General features: G+C 72.2%; 22 protein-coding genes. 14 read left to right on the plus strand and 8 right to left on the minus strand.

Going from position 1 to position 22,161, the window contains the following annotated elements:
• Window positions 1-63: 63 nt before the first annotated feature.
• The 5 genes from PSH03_RS23420 to PSH03_RS23440 all read right to left on the minus strand — a co-directional run bounded on the left by PSH03_RS23420 (window position 64) and on the right by PSH03_RS23440 (window position 6,778).
• Complete coding sequence (locus PSH03_RS23420; protein WP_238687038.1) at window positions 64-621, minus strand: hypothetical protein; 558 nt, start codon at window positions 619-621, stop codon at window positions 64-66.
• Entirely contained in the window at window positions 618-2,564 is a 1,947-nt protein-coding gene (locus tag PSH03_RS23425) for an MFS transporter (RefSeq protein ID WP_238690423.1), read from the minus strand. Before PSH03_RS23425 ends, PSH03_RS23420 begins: the two co-directional genes overlap by 4 nt.
• A 1-nt stretch (window position 2,565) precedes the next feature.
• Window positions 2,566-6,018: an ATP-binding protein gene (locus PSH03_RS23430; RefSeq protein ID WP_238690424.1), complete on the minus strand. Its 3,453-nt coding sequence runs from the start codon at window positions 6,016-6,018 to the stop codon at window positions 2,566-2,568.
• A 70-nt stretch (window positions 6,019-6,088) separates the two neighbouring features.
• Window positions 6,089-6,451 carry a hypothetical protein gene (locus tag PSH03_RS23435; RefSeq protein WP_053654782.1) on the minus strand — a complete coding sequence of 121 codons (363 nt, stop codon included), beginning with the start codon at window positions 6,449-6,451 and terminating at the stop codon, window positions 6,089-6,091.
• A gap of 12 nt (window positions 6,452-6,463) precedes the next feature.
• Window positions 6,464-6,778 (minus strand): hypothetical protein, encoded by a 315-nt coding sequence (locus tag PSH03_RS23440; RefSeq protein WP_030327982.1) that lies wholly within the window; start codon window positions 6,776-6,778, stop codon window positions 6,464-6,466.
• A 356-nt stretch (window positions 6,779-7,134) separates the two neighbouring features.
• Between PSH03_RS23440 and folP the strand changes: the two genes are divergently transcribed.
• The 7 genes from folP (at window position 7,135) to PSH03_RS23475 (ending at window position 11,729) form a co-directional block, all read left to right on the plus strand.
• Window positions 7,135-8,031: a dihydropteroate synthase gene (gene folP, locus PSH03_RS23445; RefSeq protein WP_238690425.1), complete on the plus strand. Its 897-nt coding sequence runs from the start codon at window positions 7,135-7,137 to the stop codon at window positions 8,029-8,031.
• Window positions 8,028-8,396 (plus strand): dihydroneopterin aldolase, encoded by a 369-nt coding sequence (gene folB, locus PSH03_RS23450; RefSeq protein WP_238690426.1) that lies wholly within the window; start codon window positions 8,028-8,030, stop codon window positions 8,394-8,396. The genes folP and folB overlap by 4 nt, the downstream gene beginning before the upstream one ends.
• Window positions 8,393-8,920, plus strand: a complete 528-nt coding sequence (gene folK, locus PSH03_RS23455; RefSeq protein ID WP_238690427.1) for a 2-amino-4-hydroxy-6-hydroxymethyldihydropteridine diphosphokinase — start codon at window positions 8,393-8,395, stop codon at window positions 8,918-8,920. The genes folB and folK overlap by 4 nt, the downstream gene beginning before the upstream one ends.
• 19 nt (window positions 8,921-8,939) lie before the next feature.
• The gene (locus PSH03_RS23460) at window positions 8,940-9,476 is read left to right on the plus strand and encodes a DUF3180 domain-containing protein (protein WP_238690428.1); all 537 of its coding nucleotides are present in this window, start codon (window positions 8,940-8,942) and stop codon (window positions 9,474-9,476) included.
• 119 nt (window positions 9,477-9,595) lie between these two features.
• Window positions 9,596-10,810, plus strand: a complete 1,215-nt coding sequence (locus PSH03_RS23465) for an ABC transporter permease (RefSeq protein WP_210780817.1) — start codon at window positions 9,596-9,598, stop codon at window positions 10,808-10,810.
• A gap of 53 nt (window positions 10,811-10,863) precedes the next feature.
• Window positions 10,864-11,172: a hypothetical protein gene (locus tag PSH03_RS23470; RefSeq protein ID WP_091403607.1), complete on the plus strand. Its 309-nt coding sequence runs from the start codon at window positions 10,864-10,866 to the stop codon at window positions 11,170-11,172.
• A 125-nt stretch (window positions 11,173-11,297) separates the two neighbouring features.
• Window positions 11,298-11,729, plus strand: coding sequence for a hypothetical protein (locus PSH03_RS23475; protein WP_307850426.1), 432 nt, complete (start codon window positions 11,298-11,300; stop codon window positions 11,727-11,729).
• Between the two features lie 52 nt (window positions 11,730-11,781).
• Here PSH03_RS23475 and PSH03_RS23480 read toward each other — a convergent pair whose 3' ends face one another.
• A complete protein-coding gene (locus tag PSH03_RS23480) occupies window positions 11,782-12,786 on the minus strand; it encodes an ABC transporter ATP-binding protein (RefSeq protein ID WP_210780818.1) in 1,005 nt (334 codons plus the stop codon).
• Between the two features lie 2 nt (window positions 12,787-12,788).
• On the opposite strand from PSH03_RS23480, the gene PSH03_RS23485 reads away from it, so the two are divergent.
• The 4 genes from PSH03_RS23485 to PSH03_RS23500 all read left to right on the plus strand — a co-directional run bounded on the left by PSH03_RS23485 (window position 12,789) and on the right by PSH03_RS23500 (window position 17,213).
• Window positions 12,789-13,475, plus strand: a complete 687-nt coding sequence (locus PSH03_RS23485) for an ABC transporter permease (protein WP_091403225.1) — start codon at window positions 12,789-12,791, stop codon at window positions 13,473-13,475.
• Window positions 13,472-14,212, plus strand: a complete 741-nt coding sequence (locus tag PSH03_RS23490; RefSeq protein ID WP_210780819.1) for an ABC transporter permease — start codon at window positions 13,472-13,474, stop codon at window positions 14,210-14,212. Before PSH03_RS23485 ends, PSH03_RS23490 begins: the two co-directional genes overlap by 4 nt.
• A gap of 200 nt (window positions 14,213-14,412) precedes the next feature.
• Entirely contained in the window at window positions 14,413-15,417 is a 1,005-nt protein-coding gene (locus PSH03_RS23495; RefSeq protein ID WP_210780820.1) for a glycine betaine ABC transporter substrate-binding protein, read from the plus strand.
• A gap of 110 nt (window positions 15,418-15,527) precedes the next feature.
• Window positions 15,528-17,213, plus strand: a complete 1,686-nt coding sequence (locus tag PSH03_RS23500) for a hypothetical protein (RefSeq protein WP_238690429.1) — start codon at window positions 15,528-15,530, stop codon at window positions 17,211-17,213.
• A gap of 18 nt (window positions 17,214-17,231) precedes the next feature.
• Here the strand turns inward: PSH03_RS23500 and PSH03_RS23505 are convergent, their stop codons facing one another.
• Window positions 17,232-18,419, minus strand: coding sequence for an NADH-quinone oxidoreductase subunit D (locus PSH03_RS23505; protein WP_181539454.1), 1,188 nt, complete (start codon window positions 18,417-18,419; stop codon window positions 17,232-17,234).
• Complete coding sequence (locus tag PSH03_RS23510) at window positions 18,416-19,582, minus strand: SAM-dependent methyltransferase (protein ID WP_238690430.1); 1,167 nt, start codon at window positions 19,580-19,582, stop codon at window positions 18,416-18,418. The genes PSH03_RS23505 and PSH03_RS23510 overlap by 4 nt, the downstream gene beginning before the upstream one ends.
• A gap of 265 nt (window positions 19,583-19,847) precedes the next feature.
• On the opposite strand from PSH03_RS23510, the gene PSH03_RS23515 reads away from it, so the two are divergent.
• The 3 genes from PSH03_RS23515 to panD are packed head-to-tail and all read left to right on the plus strand — an operon-like array spanning window position 19,848 to window position 22,140.
• Complete coding sequence (locus tag PSH03_RS23515) at window positions 19,848-20,822, plus strand: Rossmann-like and DUF2520 domain-containing protein (protein WP_238690431.1); 975 nt, start codon at window positions 19,848-19,850, stop codon at window positions 20,820-20,822.
• Window positions 20,819-21,667 (plus strand): pantoate--beta-alanine ligase, encoded by an 849-nt coding sequence (panC, locus tag PSH03_RS23520; RefSeq protein WP_210780823.1) that lies wholly within the window; start codon window positions 20,819-20,821, stop codon window positions 21,665-21,667. The genes PSH03_RS23515 and panC overlap by 4 nt, the downstream gene beginning before the upstream one ends.
• A gap of 44 nt (window positions 21,668-21,711) precedes the next feature.
• A complete protein-coding gene (gene panD / locus PSH03_RS23525; RefSeq protein ID WP_238690432.1) occupies window positions 21,712-22,140 on the plus strand; it encodes an aspartate 1-decarboxylase in 429 nt (142 codons plus the stop codon).
• The last annotated feature ends 21 nt before the right edge of the window (window positions 22,141-22,161 follow it).

A 22,161-nucleotide genomic window follows, 5' to 3' on the forward strand; every position in this document is an offset into this window, starting at 1 on the left:
GCACCGCGGCGACCACACCGAGCCGGAGGGGACCGCGGCGGATTTTGGCGCTACCAACGTCGCTCACGGCCGCTCCCAGTCCAGAACGTCGACCAGCCAACCATCGTCGGAGGTGACCAGCTCCAACCGGAGCCCGCCGGCATCAAGGGGGAGCAGCAACTCGACGAACGTTTCGGTCCGCTCCCGCATGGTTGGAGGACCAGTGACCTTCTCGGCCGGCACGCTCTCGGGCTCGGCACCGGTCAACTTCTCCCTCAACCCCGGTGTGGAAAGTGGCCGCAGACCAGCCTGCCACTCTTCGGTGGTCATCCCGGGACGGCCCAGCCAGGCCTTGGCGAAGCGGTCGGCGGTCTGTTCGGGCGTGCGGGCGCCGGGCGACGTCACTGGTGACGGCGGAGCCGCGCTGTTGAGCAGACCGTCGTCGCCAGCCGTCGGGTCCACGGTGATGATCGGCCCATCCGGACGGCTACTCAACCCATCGGCTGAGTCTCCCGGGTTGGAGATCAGCCTGGCCGCCCCGAGCACACCGACGACCACCACCCCGATCACGAGCGCAACGCCCAGCCGGGACCGCAGCGCCCGGGTGAAGAGGAATTCCAACGCCCGTCGCATGACCGTCACCTCGCCTCTGAGCGCACCCGAGGTCCGGTGCGATCCGGTACACGCTCGGTGGAGCCCGGGCGGTAGACAACGAACGACGGATTCTCAGCCGGAACGTCCGGCTCGGTCCAGGTCGCTGGCTGTCGGCGTCGGGGCTGCGGGGCGGTCTTGCGGCTCCGACCCCTGCCCTCCTCCGCCGGGGCCTCTTCGGGCCGCTCTCGACCGTCGGGGCGTACCGCGTCCGCGCGCCGGCCGTCGGCCACTGCGGTCGGCACCGGGGCCGGGTCCTCCCGCCGCGCCTCGGGACGTAGCCGGGTCTGGGTTGCATCGGGCGACAGTCGACGTCCGCCCACCGGCTCGGCGGTGCCGCCCGGCTCGGCTACGTCCAGGCGAGCGGCGGTCCGCATGTCGCGGAAGAACCGGCGATGCCAGGACCCGGCGGAACCGACCGCTTCGCTGCTGTCCTTGCCACCGAGTTGGGTGATCCGCCGGTACGGCCGCAGCAGCAGCCATCCGACCACCCCGCAGAGCCAGACCAGCACCACCTGAAGCCAACCCGGCATGGTGGGGGTACTCATGATCAGATCGACGGCGAACAGGTAGATGGCTGCCCCGGTGCCGAAGATGGCGATGTTGAACAGCGCGGCGACCACGGCGTTCGCCAACCGTCGCAGACCGGCGCTGGCCGGCCGCAGTAGACCGATGGTGCCCAGGATGGGTGCCGCGATCACCGCCCATCGGAAGATCAGGAAACCCAGCAGGACCAGTAGGGACGCGGTCAGGTCGAACATGGCGAAGAGTAAGGCCGCGAGCACGGCGATGAACCCTGCACCGACGCGGTCCATATCGCGTACACCCTGGAGGTATTCGTATGCCTCTGGGTCTTCGGTCTTGATCTGCTGTGCCACCCGGGCCCACTGCTGCTGCTTTGCCTTGATCGTCGCGTCTCGGGCCGCGGAGCTGGCGCGCATCGACTTGGCCTCGCCCCACGTCAGAGACTTTGCATCGTAAAGTGCGGGGCCGTATTTGAGCGCGGTCTCGCTTTCTGCTGAACCTAATACGCCCCGAAGCCAGTTCCGGTAGAGCATCGTCTCGGTAGCGGTGTCGCTTGCGCGGACGGCAGGGGCGCGTAGGTCCTTGCAGCGGGCAGGATCGATGCACCGCCCCGGGTCCGGCTCCTTCGCCTGCGGCCCAACGGCGTCATGCACCACTCCGAGGCTGGTGACAAGTGCGCCGTCCGCGATGTTCGCTGACTTGACCGGCCACGCGGCCAGCGCCGTGACCGCGACCATCACCAGCAGTGCCCAGCCCGCGGTGGTCATCGCGTTGCTCATGTCTGACTGGCGGGACCGCCAGAGTAGGTACAGTCCCACCACACACAGGGTGACGATTCCGAAGACGCTGAACACCTTCTGGTACACGGCCTTGGTCGCCTGTTCGACAAGCGGGTCAGCCCAACCCCACATCGAACCGGGGTCCCAGGCGCGCTCTCTGAGCGCATTTGATGCGCCGATGATCGCGGTGGCGGCCATGAACTCGCCATTGGCGATCGTCGTGGTGAACTTGTAGTCCGGATGGAGCACACTTGAGGCGCAACCACCGACGTCGTAGGTGGTGTAGCTATAACCCCCGTAGCCATAGAGGCTGTACCGACCAGCTACTCCATTCGCAGCCTCCGTCGGCGGCGCGGCGGCGAACCAGCCGGCGAGCCCGGAGTCAGGCGTACCCGGGGTTGGTGCGTTGCGGCAGGTGACCTGGTCGTCGGCGACCGCTTCTAGCTTCGCTACGCAGGCGCGGAAGTCGGCCTGCCATTCGGCGGTCGTGCAGAGGTCGGCGCGGGCCTGGGCGGCGGGCGGTGCGGCGGCTGCGGCCTCTGCACCGATCAGCGGCCAGGTGAGGGTGGCCCCGGCCAGTACGCCAAGGGCGAGCAGGAACGACGCAGTCCTTGCCCAGGCCCTAGCCATGTCACGCCTCCAGATCCGGCAGGGGGATGCTCGGCAGGACTCCGGCCGCCGCGGCGATCGCGGCGGGCGTCGTGTCGAGGTGGTCCAGCAGCCCTTCGACGTACGAGACGTCGACGCGAACCTTCTGCACCCGGCCGTCGACGTCGCGCATCACGAACTCGCGGAAGCCGAGCCGGCTGGACGAGCTGGTGTCGGCGGCGGAGAGCGAGGCGAGGGTGGCTTCGTACCCGTCGTTCACCGGCACCCGCAACAGCCGTAGCGCTTCGGAGGCGATCTCGGCGTCCTCGGCGATGCGACCGACGAAGACGGTGGAGACGAGGTTCTGCACGTCGAGGCCGAGGATGTCTTTGGGGTTCTGGGAGGCGACCAGTGCGGCCAGGTTCCACTTGCGGGAGTCGCGGGCGAGTCGGACCAGGAAGGAGCGCCCGGACCGCCAGCCTTCCATGAAGTGCGCCTCGTCGAGGCCGACGAGTTTGCGGGACGACATCGAGCCGCCGTAGCAGCGCCGGACGGCGAGCCGGTGCGCGGTGTGCAGCATCGGCAGGGCCAGTGCTTCCTCGGCCGACCAGTACTCGCGTTCGATCTTGAGGTCGGGCAACCGTAGCCCGGCCATGGTGATCACGGTGAGTGCCGCGTCGGCACCGAGCAGCCCTTCCGGCGGTCGGCCGAAGAAGAGCATGGCCAGTGGCATCTCGGCGGTGTCCAGCAGGAGGTTGGCCAGTTCCTTGCCGGCGTCGTCGTCGAGCCGCCCGAGGCAGCTCACCACGTCGTCAAGGGTGGAGGTCTCCTCGGCGGGGACCTGGCGGACCGCGTGCCGGAAGAGGGTGGCGGTCGACGCCTCCCTGGCGACCTGCGGCGGGACGAGCATCATGCAGATGTCCTGGACCAGCATCCGCCGCTCGGCTCGGGCGTTGGAGACCGCGATCTCGAATTCCCGGTCGCCGGCGGCCCCGGTGCCGAACTCGGAGCGCAGCGGCGTCGGGATGAGCGAGTAGGGCGCCAGGGTGCCGTGCTCCGAGCCGGTCAGGTTCAACACCCGGGAGTACGGCCGCAGCTCGGGCATCGCGCAGAGGCGGGCCAACGGGCCGGACGGGTCGAGCAGGGTCACCTGGACACCTCGGCGGGCGGCCAGGTAGCCCAGGGCGCCGAGCAGTGTGGACTTGCCACCGCCCGGTTCGGCGACGAAGACCGCGAGCCCGGAGCGTTCCCGGACCTCCATGGGGAAGTGCAGATCGAGGAAGACCGGGCGGCGGCAGGTGCCGGCGGTTCGGCCGATCAGGTCGCCCCGCCGGTCGCCGACGTTGGATGCGGCCTGGGGGAGCGCGGCGGCGAGCAACGGCACCGGCATGCGGCGCACGTAGCCGGTGTTGGCGATCGGCTCGCCGGGGATGAACTCGCGGGCCAGCCAGTCCTGGTTCTTCGGGTGCTGCAGCGAGATGCGTAGCTCTCGGGAGTAGAGCTGGATGAGCCGGCGGGCCCGCTCCAGGCATTCCTCCCTGGTCCGGCCGCCGACCGCGATCCGGTGCCAGCCGTGCGCACGGGCCGAGTCGACCGGCAGGCCGGTGGTCATCTCGTCGCCGATCACCAGGGCGCGCTTGGCCAGTCGCTCCAGCTCCGGGGGCGCGTCGATGCCGTGTTCGGCGTAGTCGAGCTGTTGCGAGCGGATCATCCGCAGCCGGTGTTCGAGATTGCGGAAGGAGTCGCCGGAGCCGAGGATGTCGACGCGGGTGGAGATTTCCATCGGCCACGGCAGTCGCTCGTGGAAGTGCAGCCAGGGCTCGTGTCGTTCCGGGATCTCCAGCGGCTCCATCCGGCCGACCGCGAGCACTGCCACGTGCCGCTCCTCGCCGGTCATCCGGTTGACCAGCTTGACCGTCGAGCCGTACGGGGTGCGGTAGCGCTCGACCTGCTCGGTCATGGCGAGCAGGTCGCCGCGCTCCCAGCGCCCGTCGGTGACGGGGGAGAGGGTGCTCGGCGGCGACATGCACAGCGCCACCGAGCGGTAGAGCAGCCATTCCAGTTCCTGGGCGGTGACCCGCCGGCCGCGCATGCCGAACGCCCCGAGCACCTCGTCGAACTGTTCCACGGTGCGGCCCAGCTTGCGGCGTTCCCCATCGGCGGTGCCCCGGCCGAAGGTGCGCAGCAGCCGCTCGGTGAGGGAGTCGCCGAGGGAACGCCGGGCGAAGGTGACACCCAGGTAGGTCTGGCCCTCGGCGTGGTTGACCGCCATCAGGTGGCGTTGGGCGGCGACCAGGTGGTCGGCCCAGCCGGTGGTGCCGGGGACGTCGGGCAGTGGCGCCGAGGTGTGCGTGTCGATGGTGCGCGCCCACTCGTCGGCGGGGAACGGCCGGGTGGTGCGGCGCAGGTGCAGTCGGAAGCCGGCCAGGCCGGCGTACTGCTCGGAGATCGCCGACAGCAGCGCCTCGCGCTCGGCGTCCGGCCGGAACGCCCAGCGGACCTCGGGCAGCCAGTACCAGGCGGTGACGGTGTTCGGCGTGAAGGTCAGGTGGCCGGCGATCTCGGTGATGGCCAGCTCGACAGACGGATCCCGATCCCCGAATTTGATCTTCGGAGCGCGAACCCGGGTCGGCTTGATCGGTCGGTCCGGTCGGCTCGCCGTGCGCTGTCGGGGTGCGGCGATCTCCTTGCCGGTGGCCGCGGTGCCGGTGCTCCTGGGCCGATCCGCTTCGGTGGCCCGGCGCGCCGTACGTTCGAGAGCTGGCCGATCCGCAGCCGTGATCATGGCCGGCTGCTCCGACGGAGCCGTGGCCCGGCCGGCAGCGACCGCCGGCTGGGGCGGCGCCTGAGCCGCCGGTCGGGCCGGCGACGTCGCTGTGGGGCGGCTGCCCGGCACGGTGTTGGCGGCTCGGCGGACGGAACCGGTGGTCGCCGACGGCGACCCGCCGCCGGTGGCCGGGTAGGGCTCGTCCGGCGGACGCAGCATCGGTCGTCGATCGCCGGCCTGGTGCGGCACCCGGGACTCGCTGGCCGGGTGGCCGCCACCGTGTCGTGGCTCGACGGGTCGGCCACCGTTGCCGGGCGGGTCGGCCGGCGTCCACGGTGGCTCGAGCTCGGGAACCGCGCGGGGTGGCGCCGGGCTGGCGGTGGGTGGCGGCTGATGCGGGATCGCCGGCTGCTCGCGGGTGCTGGGGCCGGCGGTGACGGCTCGTGGCGAGGTGGGTCGCCCCCCGCCGCCGAAGAGGTCCAGGAAGGGGGAGTCGATGTCGGCGTTCTCGCCGGCCGACACGGCGGTGGGCTCGGCCGGTGGCGTCCGGCGAGGGACCGGCCGGGGTGCCTGGAAGACGCCGACGGCACCATGGCCGGGCGACGTCACCAGCGCGGGGTCGAGGGCAACCTCGCCCTCGTCCTCGGTGTAGTCGAACGAGTGCGCACGGTGACCTGCCGGCGCGCCCGGGCGGCCGGCCGGGGAGCCCGGCGTGGAGGAGCGGCTCATGCGACCGCCTCGGCGAGTGTCGGCAGACCCCTGCCCGCGTCCTGCGAAGGACCGTTCGACGTACGTCCGGTCATGCCAGCTCCTCCCTAATCCTGATCCGGCTGCCGACCAGGCGCGGATCGCGCTGCTCGACCGCCGGCTCCCGGGTGCGTCGCCAGTCGGTCAGCGCGGTGCGGATGACCACCCGCGCCGGCCGATCGGGGTCGACGTGCCGGAAGATGAACGACGTGGTCACGATGGCGAGCGCGATCTCCCAGGCTGGGAAGAGCTCGACCGTCAACGTGAACAGCCAGTGGATGAACATGTAGAGGGGGACCAGCAGCATGAAGAGCCCGTACTGGGCGTAGGGCAGGTGGACCGGAAGGGTGTAACCGGGCGGCCCGAGGTAGACCAGGCGGGCCCGGTAGATGTCGTCGTCGGTGCGCAGCCGCATCTGGTGAAGCGCCTATTCGAAGATCAGGTCGATCAGGTAATCGCCGACGAAGAAGAGTGTTGCCGCGCCCGCGATGAAGGCGAGCCCGACGATGGCGATCGCGGAGCTGGTCAGCACCTTGGAGATCTCGCCTCGGCTGGCACGGCCGATGAAGATGACGCCCAGGACGGCAAGCAGGATCGGCGCGATCTTGCTGGCGAAGAAGGTGACGACACTGTTGGTGTCGATCCCCTTCGGTGCCGGCTCCGCGAGTGGAGCCGACGCCAGGGTGGAGAGCGCGTGGGCGACGCCGGACGACGCCGTCTCCATGAGCTCGAAGGCGATCACTGGAACCTCCCCATAGCGCGGCCGGCGGTGCCGCGGCGGTGCAATAGGCAAGCCTGGCGGGAAAAGTGCTCCACAGGGCATGGCGTTCTTGACCCTGTGTTCGTTACTCACCACGGAGGGTGGCGAGGTTTGGGCGGTTTTCCCCCGCTTCGGCCCTCCCTCCAAGCTTCGCCATCTCGATGCTGGCCAATTCCAAAGCGTACGGGCCGCCCCGGATTGCGACAAGCCGCGAAGGGGCTGCCCGATACTGCCCGGATGACCGATCGTACACCTGTTCTAATCGGCACGTCAGGGGCAGTGGTGCGGGGCCTACCCGGGTCGCTGGGCGCCGCCGCCGCGACCGGTACCGTCTAGTCGTGACCGATCTGGTGCGGGCTTCGGGCCCGGTGGTGATGGGCGTCCTCAACGTCACACCGGACTCCTTCTCCGACGGCGGACGGTACGCCGACCTGGACGCCGCCGTCGGACACGGCGTCCGTCTACGCGACGCCGGTGCGCACCTGGTCGACATCGGTGGCGAGTCGACCCGTCCGGGCGCCGAGCGGATCGACGCCGCGACCGAGGCCGAGCGGGTGTTGCCGGTCATCCGCGAGCTGACCGCCGCCGGCGTGGCGGTCAGCGTCGACACCAGCCGCGCGCGGGTCGCGGAGGCCGCCCTGGCCGCCGGCGCGGCGGTGGTCAACGACGTCTCCGGTGGCCTGGCCGACCCGGACATGGCCCGGGTGGTCCGCGACGCGAACTGCCCCTGGGTGCTGATGCACTGGCGTGGGCACTCCCGTGCCATGCGCGAGTTGGCCACCTACACCGACGTGGTGGCCGACGTCCGGGCCGAGTTGGCCCAACGGATCGACACTGCGCTGGCCGCCGGGGTGGCGGCCGACCGCCTCATCGTCGACCCCGGGCTCGGCTTCGCCAAGACGGCCGCGCACAACTGGGAACTCAGCGCCCGCCTGCCGGAGTTGCTGGATCTCGGCTACCCGCTGCTCTTCGGCGCGAGCCGCAAGTCGTACCTCGGTGGGTTGCTCGCCGCCGCGGACGGCACGCCGCGACCGACCGCCCAGCGGGAGGCGGCCACAGTGGCCACCAGTGTGCTGGCGGTCGCCGCGGGCGCCTGGGGCGTACGCGTGCACGACGTGCAGGCCACCGCCGACGCGCTCGCCGTCTGGGCGGCGACCGGCAGCCCCCGCCTGGCCGTGCCGCCGCACGACAGCAAGCGGACGCAAGACGATCACGAGCAGGAGGTACGGCGATGACGGCGGACCGGATCCAGCTGACCGGCCTGCGGGCGCGCGGTCGGCACGGGGTGTACGACTTCGAGCGCGAACAGGGGCAGGACTTCGTGGTCGACGCTGTCCTGGAGTTGGACCTCGGCCCGGCCGCGGCCAGCGACGACGTCACCGCAACAGTGCACTACGGCGAGCTGGCCGAACGCCTGGTGGCGGTGGTGACCGGCGAGCCGGTCAACCTGATCGAGACCCTCGCGGACCGGCTCCTCGCGGTCTGCCTGGTAGACGTTCGGGTCGACGCGGCGACGATCACCGTGCACAAGCCGGAGGCTCCGGTGCCGCACACCTTCACCGACGTGGCCGTCACCATGACCCGGGCGCGTACCCGGTGACCCGGGCGGTCCTCTCGCTCGGCAGCAACCTGGGCGACCGCCTGGAGCACCTGCGCACGGCCGTCGCCACCCTCGGCGACGCGGTGTTCGTGCTCTCCGGGGTGTACGAGACTCCACCGTGGGGCGACACCGATCAGCCCGCGTACCTCAACGCGGTGGTCCTCGTGCAGGACGAGAGCGCGACCCCGCGCGACTGGCTGGAGCGGGCCCGCGACGCGGAGCGCGCGGCCGGCCGGGTCCGCGACCCGCAGCGGCGGTTCGGGCCGCGCACCCTCGACGTGGACGTGATCGCGGTCTGGGGCGACGACGACGAGCCGGTGCTCAGCGACGAGGAGGAGCTGACCCTGCCGCACCCCCGGGCGCACCTGCGCGCCTTCGTGCTGCGTCCGTGGATCGACATCCAGCCGTACGGTCGGCTGCCCGGTCACGGCTGGCTGACCGACCTGCTGACCACCGGCCCGGCGGCGGACGACGCGTTGGAACTGCGTCCCCGGCCGGAGTTGGCGTTAGAGTCGACGGCATGACCGAGCGGAACCGGCCGGCATGACGCAGGCGAAGCCCCCACCCCGCGGGTCGGGCCCGGACGGGTCGCGGATGGGCCCCACCCGGATCTCGACCCTGGTCGTGGCCGGCCTGGCTGCGGCGGCGGTGGCCTGGCTGCTGATCAGCACCCTCTACTACAGCGGCATTCCCCGGCTGCCCTGGCTGCCGGTGGTGACGCTGGCCGGGCTCGCCGTGCTGGAGGCGTACGCCGCCGTCAACACCCGGGGCCGGATCGAGCGCAAGCCGGGTCGGGAGCCGGTCAATCCGCTGTTGGTCGCCCGCTTCGTGGTGTTGGCCAAGGCGTCGGCGCTGGCCGCCGCGATCTTCGCGGGCTTCTACGCGGGGCTCACCGGCTGGCTCTTCGTGGAGACCACCCGTGCCGCCCTGGACGATCGACCGGCCGCCGTCGGGGGCCTGCTCGCCTCGCTGGCGCTGGTCGGCGCCGCGCTCTGGTTGGAACGCTCCTGCCGGGTGCCGGAACGCCCCGACGACGAGCGCGAGCAGGACCCTCGGGAGAACCGCCCCGGCCAGCGCTGAGCAGGGGGTTACGCCCGGCTGCGGTCGCGGGTACGGTGCCTGCGATCGGAGAGCAAGGGCCACCCAGGGTCCGTCCGTGCGCCGGACTGGGGACGGTCGGCCACTGGGGAGGCGGCGTCATGGGGTACGAAGAAGCGGGCCGGGACCGGTCGGCCGAACCCTCGTCGGGGGTGCCGGCCGCTGTCCTGGACAACGTCTTCGACGATCCCACCCACGGTGAGCCCGGCCGGGATCGGATCGGCGTACACCTGGGGTGGGAGCTGCTGCTGCTGGCCGGGCTGGCCGCCGTGAGCTGGCTGCTCTGGCGGGAGGATCCGGCCGCGGTGCGCGACGGCAACCTGCGCACGCTGCTGATCGACGCGGTCGGGCTGGGGTTGCTCGCCCTGGCCGCCGGGCTGAGCCTGCGGACGGCCGCGCCGAACCTGGCAGTCGGCCCGATCGCGGTAGCGGCAGCCCTGCACTACGCCGAGCAGGGTGACCGGGGCCTGCCGGCGTCCCTCGGCCCGGCTGTGGCGGTCGCCGCGGTGGGGGGACTGGCGCTGGCGCTGGCCGTGGTGGTGCTGCACGTGCCGGGCTGGGCCGCCAGCCTGGCCGGCGCCGCCGCCGTGGTGGTGTACATCGAACGTCGATCGGCGCCCGTGCTGGTGCAGGGCGACTACGACCCCACCGGCAGCGCCGGTTACCTCTTCGCCGGCTTCGCCGCGGTGGCCGTCCTGGGTGGGCTGTTCGGCGCGATCCGGGCGATCCGCCGGCTCGTCGGCCGGTACCGACCGATCGCCGACCCGGCCCGTCGGCGGGGCGCGGTGGCCGCCGTGGTGACCGCCGTCGCGTTGGTCGTCTCCACGGTGTTGGCCGCTCTGGCCGGCATCCTGCTCGCCGCCAACGACCCCGGGCCGGTGGCGCCCACCTCGGGGCTGGACTGGACGGTGCTGGCCATCGGCGTGGCAGTGCTCGCCGGCACCAGCGCGTACGGCCGCCGGGGCGGTGTGTTCGGCACGCTGTTGGCGGTCGGCCTGGTCACGGTCTTTCAGGTGTACGCGCCGGAGCGCGGCTGGACGCTGAGCAACTGGGTGGTCGGCGGGGCGGCGCTCGGCGTCGGCCTGCTGGCCACCCGGCTGGTCGAGACGCTCGGGCGGCCCCGAGCGGGCAGCCCTGAGCGGGTCGAGCCGGTCGGCGACGGCACGATCAGCTCGGGCTGGACCACGCCGCAGCCGCAGTCCGTCGACAACTGGCCTCCCACGCTGCCGACGCAGGCCGCGCCGCAACCGATCGACCCGTGGCGGGATCCGCGGTGGGAGGACAGCCCGCGACGGTGGGACACCGACGAGCGGTGAGCCGCGTCGCGTCCGCCGAGCCGGAGCTGATCTCGACCGTTAGGCTCGGCGACATGACCGACTCACCTGCCGCCACCCCGGGCGGAACCTCGTTCGAGGAGCTTGACGCGCTGTCCACCGAGGAGCTGCGGGAGCGGGCGTTCGCCCGGGCCCGGGAGCATCGGGACGTGGGCTTCTTCTGGTCGGTGCTGCGCCACCTGCCGAACGCGGACGAGGCCACGGTGCTGGATGGCGCCCCGAACTCGATCGGCCCGACGATCGACGAGGCCAACGCGCTGTGGCGGGAGCTGACCGGTCACGGCTACGAGGAGTCGGCGCCGCTGCTGCGGGCCGCCTTCATCGACTACCTGATGAAGCACTGAGCCGCTCGGGGCAGCCCAGGTCCGTCCGAGCCACCGGTTCGGGGCCTGGGCGGATCGCGTCGCTCATCCACCGTTCCGGCCCGGTCAGCCGCTACGGCACGGCCGCCGGCACCGGCGCGCTCGCCGTGTTGCTGTTGGTCGGGATCTGCGGCAGTCCGGCGTACACCGGCTGGGCCGTCACACTGACCGACCCGGAGTCGGGCGGGGCGTTCTACGCGCGCCTGCTCGCCTGGCCAGCCTGGCGGCTCGACGCGGACGGGCAGGCCGGCGGGTTGTTCGCCGCCGACCTGCGAGCCGTGCTGCTGGTGGTCCTCGCGGTGGCGCTGCTCTACCTGTTGCCCGCCGCTCAGGTCGCCCGGGTGCCCGGCCCGGTCAGCCAGTTCTTCTCCGGCTGGGCCGCGTACGTGCTGGCTGGCGGGCTGGCCGCCGTGTTGGCGGCGCTGCTCGGCCCGGCACCGTCACTGCTGGGGGCCCTACAGGACGCCAGCACCGGTGCCGGTTACGGCTTCCTCACCGGGTGGATCATCGGCATCGCCAGCCTCGGCGGTCGCGCCTGACCCGACCGAGGCCAGGCCGGGCGCGACGGTCGTACCTGCCCCGGCCAGGGGGTCAGCTGGTCGGGCGGCCGAGGTCGAGGAGGCGCTGTCGGCTGAGCGCGCCCACCGGCTGGCCGGCGTCGGTCACGAGGAGCCGGTCCCGGCCCGAGGTGAGCAGGACCGCCAACGCGTCGTACGCCGAGCCGTCGACAGCGACGGTGGGCAGGTCCGGTGCGGCGTCCTCGGGCACCGGCTCCAGCGCCTCCCGGTCGAGCGGGGTGACCGCCAACCGGCGGATGCCCCGGTCGGCGCCGACGAACTCGCGTACGAACGCAGTGGCGGGTGCGCCGAGCAGTGCGGCCGGAGTGTCGTACTGCTCCAGGTGCCCGCCCTCGGAGAGGACCGCGATCCGGTCACCGAGCCGAACGGCCTCGTCGAGGTCGTGGGTGACCAGCACGATCGTCTTGCGCACCTCGGCCTGGAGGCGCAGGAACTCCTCCTGCAGGCGGGCCCGGACGATCGGGTCGACGGCCGAGAACGGCTCGTCCATCAACAGCACCACCGGGTCGGCGGCGAGCGCGCGAGCCACCCCGACCCGCTGCCGCTGGCCACCCGACAGCTCGTGCGGGTAGCGCCCGCCGAACTCCGCCGGGTCCAGCCCGACCAGGTCGAGCAGCTCGTCGACCCGGGCCCGGGTCTGGCCCTTGGGCCAGCGGAGCAGGCCCGGCACGGTGGCCACGTTGGCTCGCACGGTCTGGTGTGGAAAGAGACCGACGTTCTGGATCACGTATCCGATTCGACGGCGCAGTCGCACCGGGTCGACGTTCGTGACGTCCTCGTCGCCGAGCGTGATGCGACCGGCGGTCGGTTCGATCAGGCGATTGATCATCCGCAGCACCGTCGACTTGCCGCAGCCGGACGGGCCGATCAGCACCACCAGCTCGCCGGCCCGGACCTCCAGGCTGAGGTCCCGGACAGCTTCGGTGCCGTTCGGGTAGCGCTTCTGGATGCCCTCCAGGGAGATCGACGCCGCGCGAGGGGACTGGGCCACGCTGGCAGCCTCCGGGGTAACGTCCACGTATGTCCTTCCGCCTGAGCTACCGGGCCGACCCGGGTAACCCCTGGTTCTCCTGGCAGTACGTGCGGGACAACTCTGACACGATCCTCGCCGCGGTGCGCGAACACGCCTCCCTCACCGGCCGAGCGGTGTTGATAGCGGTGCTGATCGCCCTGCCGTTGTCAGTGCTGGCGTACTGGGTCCGTCCGCTCGCCGGTCCGATCCTCGCTGTCAGCGGGGTGGTCTACACCATCCCGTCGTTGGCGCTCTTCGCGTTCATCGCCCCCTACCTGGGCACCGGGGCGACCACGGTGCTGGTCGGGCTGGTCCTCTACGCGCTGCTGCTGATCGTGCGCAACGTGGTGGCCGGTCTCAATCAGGTGCCTCCGGAGGTTCGCGAGGCCGCCGAGGGCATGGGTTACGGCCGCTGGAGGCGGCTGTTCCGGATCGACCTGCCGCTGGCGCTGCCGGGCATCGTCACCGGCGTACGGCTGGCGACGGTCTCGACTGTGGCGTTGGTCACGGTCGGGGTGCTGGTCGGGCACGGCGGGCTCGGGCAATTGATCTTCGCGGGCTTCCAGAACAACCTCTACAAGGCCGAGATCATGACGGCCGCCCTGCTCTGCGTGGCGCTCGCTGTCGTGCTCGACCTGTTGCTCATCCTGGTCGCCCGACTGGTGACTCCCTGGTCCACCCGGAGGGCACGGTGACCGTCGCGGAAAACCCGATCGGGCAGGCCATCACCTGGATCAACGACCCACTGAACTGGACGAACCCCGGCGGCATGCTGGACCGACTCGGCGAGCACCTGACGATCTCCGCCCTGGCGGTGGCGCTCGGCTGCCTGGTGGCCTGGCCGCTCGGGCTCTGGTTGGGGCACCTCGGTCGAGGTGGCGGCCTCGTGGTGCTGATCTCCAACGCGACCCTGGCCATCCCCACCCTGGCGCTGCTGACCATCCTCCCGGTCGTCTTCGCCAGCGGCTTCGGGAAGACACCGGTCGTGGTGGCACTGGCTGTCTTCGCCGTGCCGCCGCTGCTGGCCAACGCGTACACCGGGGTGCGGCAGGTGGACCCGGAGGCCCGCGACGCGGCCCGGGGGATGGGTCTGTCCGGCGGGCAGCTGCTGCGCCGGGTGGAGTTGCCGCTCGCGGTGCCCTACCTGGCGGCCGGCTTCCGCACCGCGGCGGTCCAGGTGATCGCGACCGCGGCGCTGGCCTCCTTCGTCAACGGCGGCGGCCTGGGCCAGATCATCCGGACCGGCTTCGGTATCGGTATCGCGGCCGGCGGCGGGCAGATCGTCGCCGGCGGTGTGCTGGTGGCCGGGCTCGCGTTGCTGGCCGAGGTGGTCCTCGGCGGCGTCGAACGGCTGGTCACCCCCAAGCCGCTGCGGCGCGGGCGGCAGCGCCTCGGGCGGCCCCGGGCCGCCGACGCCACCGGGAGCGCCTGACCCGTCCGGGTGAGAGCGCGGCGAGCTGACGACCCACGCCCGTCAAATCGGTGACGATGGGGTGACGAAGTCCATCCCAAGTTGTCGGTCGGTTCCGGAGCATGTTGGGTGGACATTCGCGGGCGGCCGACAGTCAGGATCGCCCGTCGGACACGCGGCCGGCCCGGAACGGGCCGCGCCGGGACACGGAAGGCGGGCACATGCGCGCACGTACACGTCTGGCGATCGGGGCGGTCAGCGCCGTCGCCGGGGCAGCACTCCTCACCGGCTGCGGTGACGCCGGCTCGTCCGGCACCGACGCACCCCAGACGAGCGCCTCCGGCGCCGGGTGCGCCCCGGTCGCCGGCCAGCAGCTCATCGCTCTGCAGGACGACAAGAAGCTCCAGAACTCCGACAACGTCATTCCCGCTGTCAACAGCAAGGCGGCGAATCCGCAGCTGATCGCCGCACTGGACAAGGTCTCCGCCGCGCTCGACACCCCGAAGCTGATCCAGCTCAACAAGGCCGTCAACGAGGACCGCAAGACCCCCAAGGTGGCGGCCGAGGAGTTCGCCAGCGCGAACAACCTCACCGCGGGCATCGCCAAGGGGCCGGGCGGTGACATCACTGTGGGCGCTGGCAACTTCGCCGAGAGTCAGATCCTGGGCGAGCTGTACCGGATCGCGCTCACCGCCGCCGGCTACCAGGTCAAGGTGCAGCAGATCGGCAACCGGGAGCTCTACGCGCCGGCCCTGGAGAAGGGCGAGATCCAGGTCGTCCCGGAGTACGCGGCGACCATGGCCGAGTTCCTCAACACCAAGGCCAACGGCCAGAACGCCCAGCCGATCTCCTCGCCGGACGTCAACACGACGGTGACCGCGCTGAAGGCCGAGGGCGACAAGGCCGGCCTCACCTTCGGCACCCCGGCCGCCGCGCAGGACCAGAACGCCTTCGCGGTGACCCAGGCATTCGCCGACAAGTACGGCGTGCGGACCCTCTCCGAGCTGGCCGCGAAGTGCTCCGGTAGCGCGACAGTGCTGGGTGGCCCGCCGGAGTGCGAGCAGCGTCCGTTCTGCAAGCCGGGCCTGGAGAAGACCTACGGGCTGTCGGTCGGCAAGTTCTCCTCCCTGGACCAGGGCGGGCCGCTGACCAAGAGCGGGCTGCGCGACGGCTCGATCAGCGTGGGTCTGATCTTCTCCTCGGATGGCGCCTTCGCCACCAGCTGAGCCCTTTCCGCACGTGCTGAGGACGCCCCCGCCCCCGACCGGGCGGGGGCGTCCGCACGTCCCGGGGACCCCGTTCCCTCCGGTGGATATCGTGGGTAGGCTGCACATCCATGCCAGCCCCGGCCACCTCTGACGCCCGGCGTCAACCACTGCTGCTGACCATGCTCTTCTGGGCGGGCGTCGCGCTCGCGCCGGTGGCGGCGCTGATCCTGCTGGTGGCCGACGGCAATGGCCCGCTGCGTTTCGCCGCGGTGCTCGCCATCCTCGCGGTGGTGCTGATCGGCCTCTCCATCGCGTTGCGGCCCGACGGCGAGGGCGCCTCGGCGCGGACCGACGAATTGCTGGACGAGATCGAGGAACTGCGTCGGGAGCTGCGCGGCGAGATCGTGGCCGCCGCCCAGCGCGGTAACCAGGCGCTCGACCAGGCGCAACGGGCCCACGAGGGGATCGCCGCGGTGCGCCGTCGTCTCGACGCCAGCGGTGCCGCCCTCGCCGGTGCCGCCCCCGCTGTCGAGCCGGCGGGCGCCGGACGGGCGCGGGTGGCTGCCGTCGAGCCGCCGGTGGACGACACGCCGGTGGCCCGTAACCGGGGCGACGCGCCGGCCGGCCGAGCCCGGGTGTCCGGCCCCGACGACGCGCCCCGGTGGGGGCGCCCCGAGCACGCGGACGACGACGAGCCGGCGTACGCCCGGGAGGCCCCCGAGCCGCCGGCCGCCGCCGGGATGTACGGCGGGGAACGGCCGGCCGCCACCGCGTACGGCTCGGCCCGTCCCCGGGAGCACGACCGCCCCGAGGCCGCGCACCGGCCGGGTGGCGTGGTCCGACACACCGAGACCGTGCACGTCACCACCCGGCACACGGTGGTGGACGGTGGCCCGGCCGAGCCGGCCGGGCGCTACGGCGGCGGGTACGCCGGTCAGTGGACCGCACCCGCGCAGGAGTGGACCCGCGGCGACGCCGATCAGCCCCCGCGGCCGTCCGGCCGGGCGAGGAGCGAGCCGGAGCAGCACCCCAGGGCCGGGTACGGCGACGAGCCGGGCTGGACGGGCCGCCGCGACGAACCGGAGTGGACCGATCGGCGTGACGCCTACGCCCAGCCCGACGAGCCCGCCCCGGCGGCCCGGTCACACCGCACCCCGGAGAGACCGCCGGCGGAATCCTGGGACAGCCCTGACGACCGGGGCTGGTCGGAGCAGCGCGACCGGACGGGGGCCGCCGCACCGCAGCCCGGGCCGCCGCTGCAGGCTGACGACACCGGCGAGTACTGGTCGCAGTTGCGGGCCGGTGACCGGTGGGCCGCCGTCCGCGACGACGAGAACGGTCGCGAGTTGCGGGTCGGCGAACGTCGGGCCGAGGTGCACGCTGACGCCACCGGCACCGAGTACCGGGTGGCCGACCGCTGGGCCGCCGTCCGTCACGAGGAGCCGCGCCGTGACGAGGACGCCGCCCGCTACGAGGAACCGCGCCGTCACGAGGATCCGCGCCGCCACGAGGAACCGCGCCGCCACGAGGACGCCGGCCGCTACGAGGAGCCGCGCCGCCACGAGGCCGCCGGCCGGTATGAAGAACCCCGCCGCCACGACGGTGGTCGGCGGGCCGAGCCGGGAAGGCCCGCGCTGCCGGTGGGCGGTGTGCCGGTGCCGGCCGAGTGGCGCCCACCGCGCCAACGCGGCCACCAGGCGGAACCCGCGCCGGAACGGACCGGCCGGCGGCGGGTCGACGAGCGCTACGGCTACCCGCCGCAGGACGACGTGCCGCGTGCCGGCGGCGCGCCACCCACCGACCGCTGGCGGTGACCGGTCAGGCGGCTCGGGTCACTTGTCGATGTCGCCGACCACGAAGAACATCGAGCCGAGGATCGCGATCAGATCCGGGACCAGGCAGCCGGGGAGCAGGGTGGCCAACGCCTGCACGTTCGCGTACGAGGCGGTGCGCAGCTTCAACCGCCATGGCGTCTTCTCACCCCGCGACACCAGGTAGTAGCCGTTGATGCCGAGCGGGTTCTCCGTCCAGGCGTACGTGTGCCCCTCCGGCGCCTTGAGCACCTTCGGCAGCCGGGTGTTGATCGGCCCGGTCAGCCGGTCCACCCGGTCGAGGCACTGCTCGGCGAGGTCCAGTGACGCGTACACCTGGTCGAGCAGCACCTCGAAACGGGCGTGGCAGTCGCCGGCGGTCTTGGTGACCACCGGCACGTCCAGCTCGTCGTAGGCCAGGTAGGGGTCGTCGCGGCGCAGGTCCAGGTCGAGCCCGGACGCGCGGGCCACCGGGCCGGACGCGCCGAACGCGGCGGCGTCCGCGGCGGACAGCACACCCACGCCGACGGTACGGGCCAGGAAGATCTCGTTACGCCGGATCAGGTGGTCCAGGTCTGGCAACCGGCGGCGTACCTCGCCGATCGCCGCGCGGGCCCGTCCGGTCCACCCGTACGGCACCTCTTCCTTGAGGCCACCCACCCGGTTGAACATGTAGTGGATCCGACCGCCGGAGACCTCCTCCATCACCGCCTGGATGGTCTCGCGTTCCCGGAAGGCGTAGAAGATCGGCGTGATCGCCCCGATCTCCAACGGGTACGAGCCGAGGAACATCAGGTGGTTCAGCACCCGGTTCAGCTCCGCGAGGGCCATCCGCAGCCAGGTGGCCCGCTCCGGCACCTCCATGCCCATCAGGCGTTCCACAGCGAGCACCACACCCAGCTCGTTGGAGAACGCCGAGAGCCAGTCGTGCCGGTTGGCCAGCACGATGATCTGCCGGTAGTCACGCACCTCGAAGAGCTTCTCCGCGCCCCGGTGCATGTAACCGACAATCGGTTCACAGGCGACCACGCGCTCGCCGTCGAGCACCAGCTTCAACCGCAGCACACCATGGGTGGAGGGGTGCTGCGGGCCGATGTTCAGCACCATGTCGGTGCCGAGCTGCTGATCACCGGTGCCGGCGATCAGCCCGGCCCCGGTGCCGACGGTCAGTTCACGGAGGTCCCCGGCGTCGGTGGTCATGCCCGTCATCGTGCCACGGCCGGCCCGAGCGGGATGCCGACCGGCTGGCGCAACCACCAGTGCCCGCCGAGCCCGGCCGGGTCGGTCAGTTCGGCCACCGCCGACGCGGCGGCCAGCGCCCGCACGTAGCCGACCGGGTCGGTGCCGGCCAGGCTGAGCGGTGGTCGCCCGCCGTCGGCCCCGAGCGCCCGCAGCGCCTCCCGCTGCAAGACCAGGGAGTACGCGCACCGGGCGACCGCCGCACCAGCGGAGGCCACCGAATCCATTGCCACGTGCGCGGTGACATCACTCGACCCGTCGGGAACCGGAGGCACCTGCCGTCCACCCCGGTACCCGGTCAACGTCCCGTTCACCGGCCTGCTCTCCCGCAGGTGCCCGTAGTCGACTGCCACTGCCAGCCCTCGGCTGATCTTCCTCACCGCGTCGGCCCAGGCTTCGTCCCTGGTCCGGCCGATCTCGGCTCGTCCGTGGTTGCTGTGGGGGGTTTCGGGGCCGGGCCACCAGGTGGTGAGCCAGTCGAGATCATCGGGGCTGACCAGTTCGCCAACTGATTCGGCACCGCTCTTGGGATCGACGAGCAGGTATCGCCAGCCGTCCTCGGTGTGTGCTGCGACGTCCAGCGGGACGTTGTCCAACCATTCGGTGGCGAGTAGCACTCCGGTGATCCTGTCGGGGATCTCGGCTGTCCAGTTGATCTCCTCGGGCAGGTTCTCGGGGCGGTCCGCGTACTCGACGGCTGTGAAGCGGATCCGTTCCGCGAGCGACGTACGGGGGGCGACCGACGACGGCTCGTCGGGCGACCGATGGACGGAGGCCGTGGGAGTCAGGGTTTCCGGGGAGCCCGCCCGCGCAGGGATCAAGCCTGACCGCCCGGAGCGGGTGGGCTCCCCGGAAACCCCCACCGCAACCCCGACGGCGGGTGCGGAAGCGACGAGCCCCAGCAGGCTTTGCAGCAGTTCCCCACGCCCAGCGCCCACGTCGACCACGTCAAGTCGCGAGGGGTGGCCGAGGGCGGCGTCCACCTCAGTGACGAGGCGCAGCAGGGCGGTGGCGAAGGCCGGGGACGCGTGCACGCTGGTGCGGAAGTGGTCGGCCGGCCCGGTGTCGGCGACGAAGAAGCCGCCCGGCCCGTAGAGGGCCCGGCTCATCGCGTCTCGCCAGGCGATCGACATCAGGTCACTCCAGGTCCAGGGTGCGGCATGCGGTGATCAGGTGATGAAAAGGAGGTCAGAAACGATCCGGGTGCCTATTTTTCATCACTTGATCAAGCTGGTCGCGGGAACGCGCTGGTGGGGGCGCTTCTGCGGTGGTCGGGGACGGTGGCGGAGGGCACTTCCGGGGGTGGTGAAGGTTTTCACACATGCTTGTCCGGGTTCGGTAGGCCGGGCGCATACTTGCGATCGACCGGTACCCCTTCTCGAGGACTGGATCGTCGTCATGAGCGCACCGTTGCGCCCGCGTCCGGCCGGCCCAACCGGGCCCGCCGCCTCGTGGGATAGCGCCGTTCCCGGCGCCCGCGCCACCTCCCGTCTGCTCACCGTCGGTGTCGTTGGCGCCGGTCGGGTCGGCGCCGTGCTGGGCGCCGCGCTCGCCGCCGCCGGGCACCGGGTGGTTGCCGTCTCCGGCAGCTCCGGAGCCAGCCGCGCCCGCCTCGCCCTGCTGTTGCCCGAGGTGCCTCGCCGCCCGGTCACCGCCGTGGCCCACGCCGCCGCCGACCTGCTGCTGATCGCGGTGCCGGACGACAAACTGGCCGGTGTGGTGACCGACCTCGCGGAGCGGGGTGCGCTGCACCCGGGCCAGATCGTCGCGCACACCTCGGGAGCGCACGGCCTGGCCGTGCTGGGGCCGGCCGTCGCGGCCGGCGCCCGGCCGCTCGCCCTGCACCCCGCGATGACCTTCACCGGTACGCCGGACGACCTGGCCCGGCTGGACGGCATCTCGTACGGGGTGACCGCCCCGGCGGAGTTGCGTCCGCTGGCTGCCCGGCTGGTCGCCGACCTCGGTGGCGTGCCCGAGTGGGTGGCCGAGTCGGATCGTCCGCTCTACCACGCCGCGTTGGCCCACGGCGCGAACCACCTGGTGACTCTGGTCAACGAGGCGACCGACCGGTTGCGGGACGCCGGGGTGTCCCGGCCGGAGAAGGTGCTCGCCCCGCTGCTGCGGGCCGCCCTGGAGAACGCGCTGCGGCTCGGCGACGACGCGTTGACCGGCCCGGTCTCCCGCGGCGACGCGGGCACCGTGCAGCGGCACCTGGCCCGGTTGACGGCCACCGCACCGGAGTCCGTTCCCGCGTACCTGGCGTTGGCCCGTCGTACCGCCGACCGGGCGATCGCCGCCGGCCGGCTGCGGCCGGTGGACGCACAGTCGCTGCTCGGCGTGTTGGCCGACAGCGGTCGGGAGGTGGCGGCATGACCCAGGTGGTGCACACGCGCGCCGAGTTGGCCGAGGCCCGGGCCGGGCTGAAGGGCACCGTCGGGGTGGTGATGACCATGGGCGCGCTGCACTCCGGGCACGAGACGTTGCTGCGCGCGGCCCGGGAACAGGCCGACCACGTGCTGGTTACGGTCTTCGTGAACCCGTTGCAGTTCGGGCCGAACGAGGACTTCGACCGCTACCCGCGCACCCTCGACGCCGACCTGGAGGTGTGCCGGCGGGCGGGCGCCGATCTGGTCTTCGCCCCGTCGGTGGCGGACATGTACCCGGACGGTCAGCCCCGCGTACGCCTCGATCCGGGCCCGCTCGGCGCCGAGCTGGAGGGGGCCAGCCGCCCCGGCTTCTTCCACGGCGTGCTCACTGTGGTGCTGAAGCTGCTCCAGCTCACCCGGCCGGACCTGGCGTTCTTCGGCGAGAAGGACTACCAGCAGCTCACCCTGGTCCGGCGGATGACCCGCGACCTGGACGTGCCGGTCGAGGTGGTCGGCGTGCCGACCGTTCGGGAGCCGGACGGGCTGGCGCTCTCCAGCCGCAACCGTTACCTGAGCGAGCCGGAGCGGGCCGCCGCGCTGAGTCTGTCCGCCGCGCTGCGGGCCGGCGCGCAAGCCGCCGACGACGGCCTGGACGCGGGGGCGGTGCTGACCGCCGCGCACGCCGCGTTCGGCGCCGGTACGCCCGGTGCCCGCCTCGACTACCTGGTGCTCACCGATCCCGAGTTGGAACCGGGGCCGGTGACCGGGCCGGCCCGGCTGGTGATCGCCGCCTGGGTGGGCGCCACCCGGTTGATCGACAACGCGGCGATCCGCCTCGCCCCGCGTCCCTGACCCGGCCGTACCACCCTCCACCGATACCGCGAAAGGCCACTCCGATGTTGCGGACCATGCTCAAGTCGAAGATCCACCGAGCCACTGTGACCCAGGCCGACCTGCACTACGTCGGTTCGGTGACTGTGGACGAGGATCTGCTCGACGCCGCCGACCTGCTCCCCGGCGAGCAGGTGGCGATCGTGGACATCACCAATGGCGCCCGGCTGGAGACGTACGTGATCCCGGGCGAGCGGGGCAGCGGCGTGATCGGCATCAACGGCGCCGCCGCGCACCTGGTGCACCCCGGCGACCTGGTCATCCTGATCTCGTACGGGCAGATGGACGATGCCGAGGCCCGGTCCTACCGGCCACGGGTCGTGCACGTCGACGCCGACAACCGCGTGATCGAGTTGGGTACCGATCCGGCTGCGGTGGCGCCTGGGACGGCCGGTAGCCCGGTGCCCAGCCCGTTGGCCGTGTCCGGAGTCTGATCCCGCGTACCGCGATTCCGG

Source organism: Micromonospora salmantinae, from assembly GCF_022230905.1.
GTDB lineage: Bacteria > Actinomycetota > Actinomycetes > Mycobacteriales > Micromonosporaceae > Micromonospora > Micromonospora salmantinae.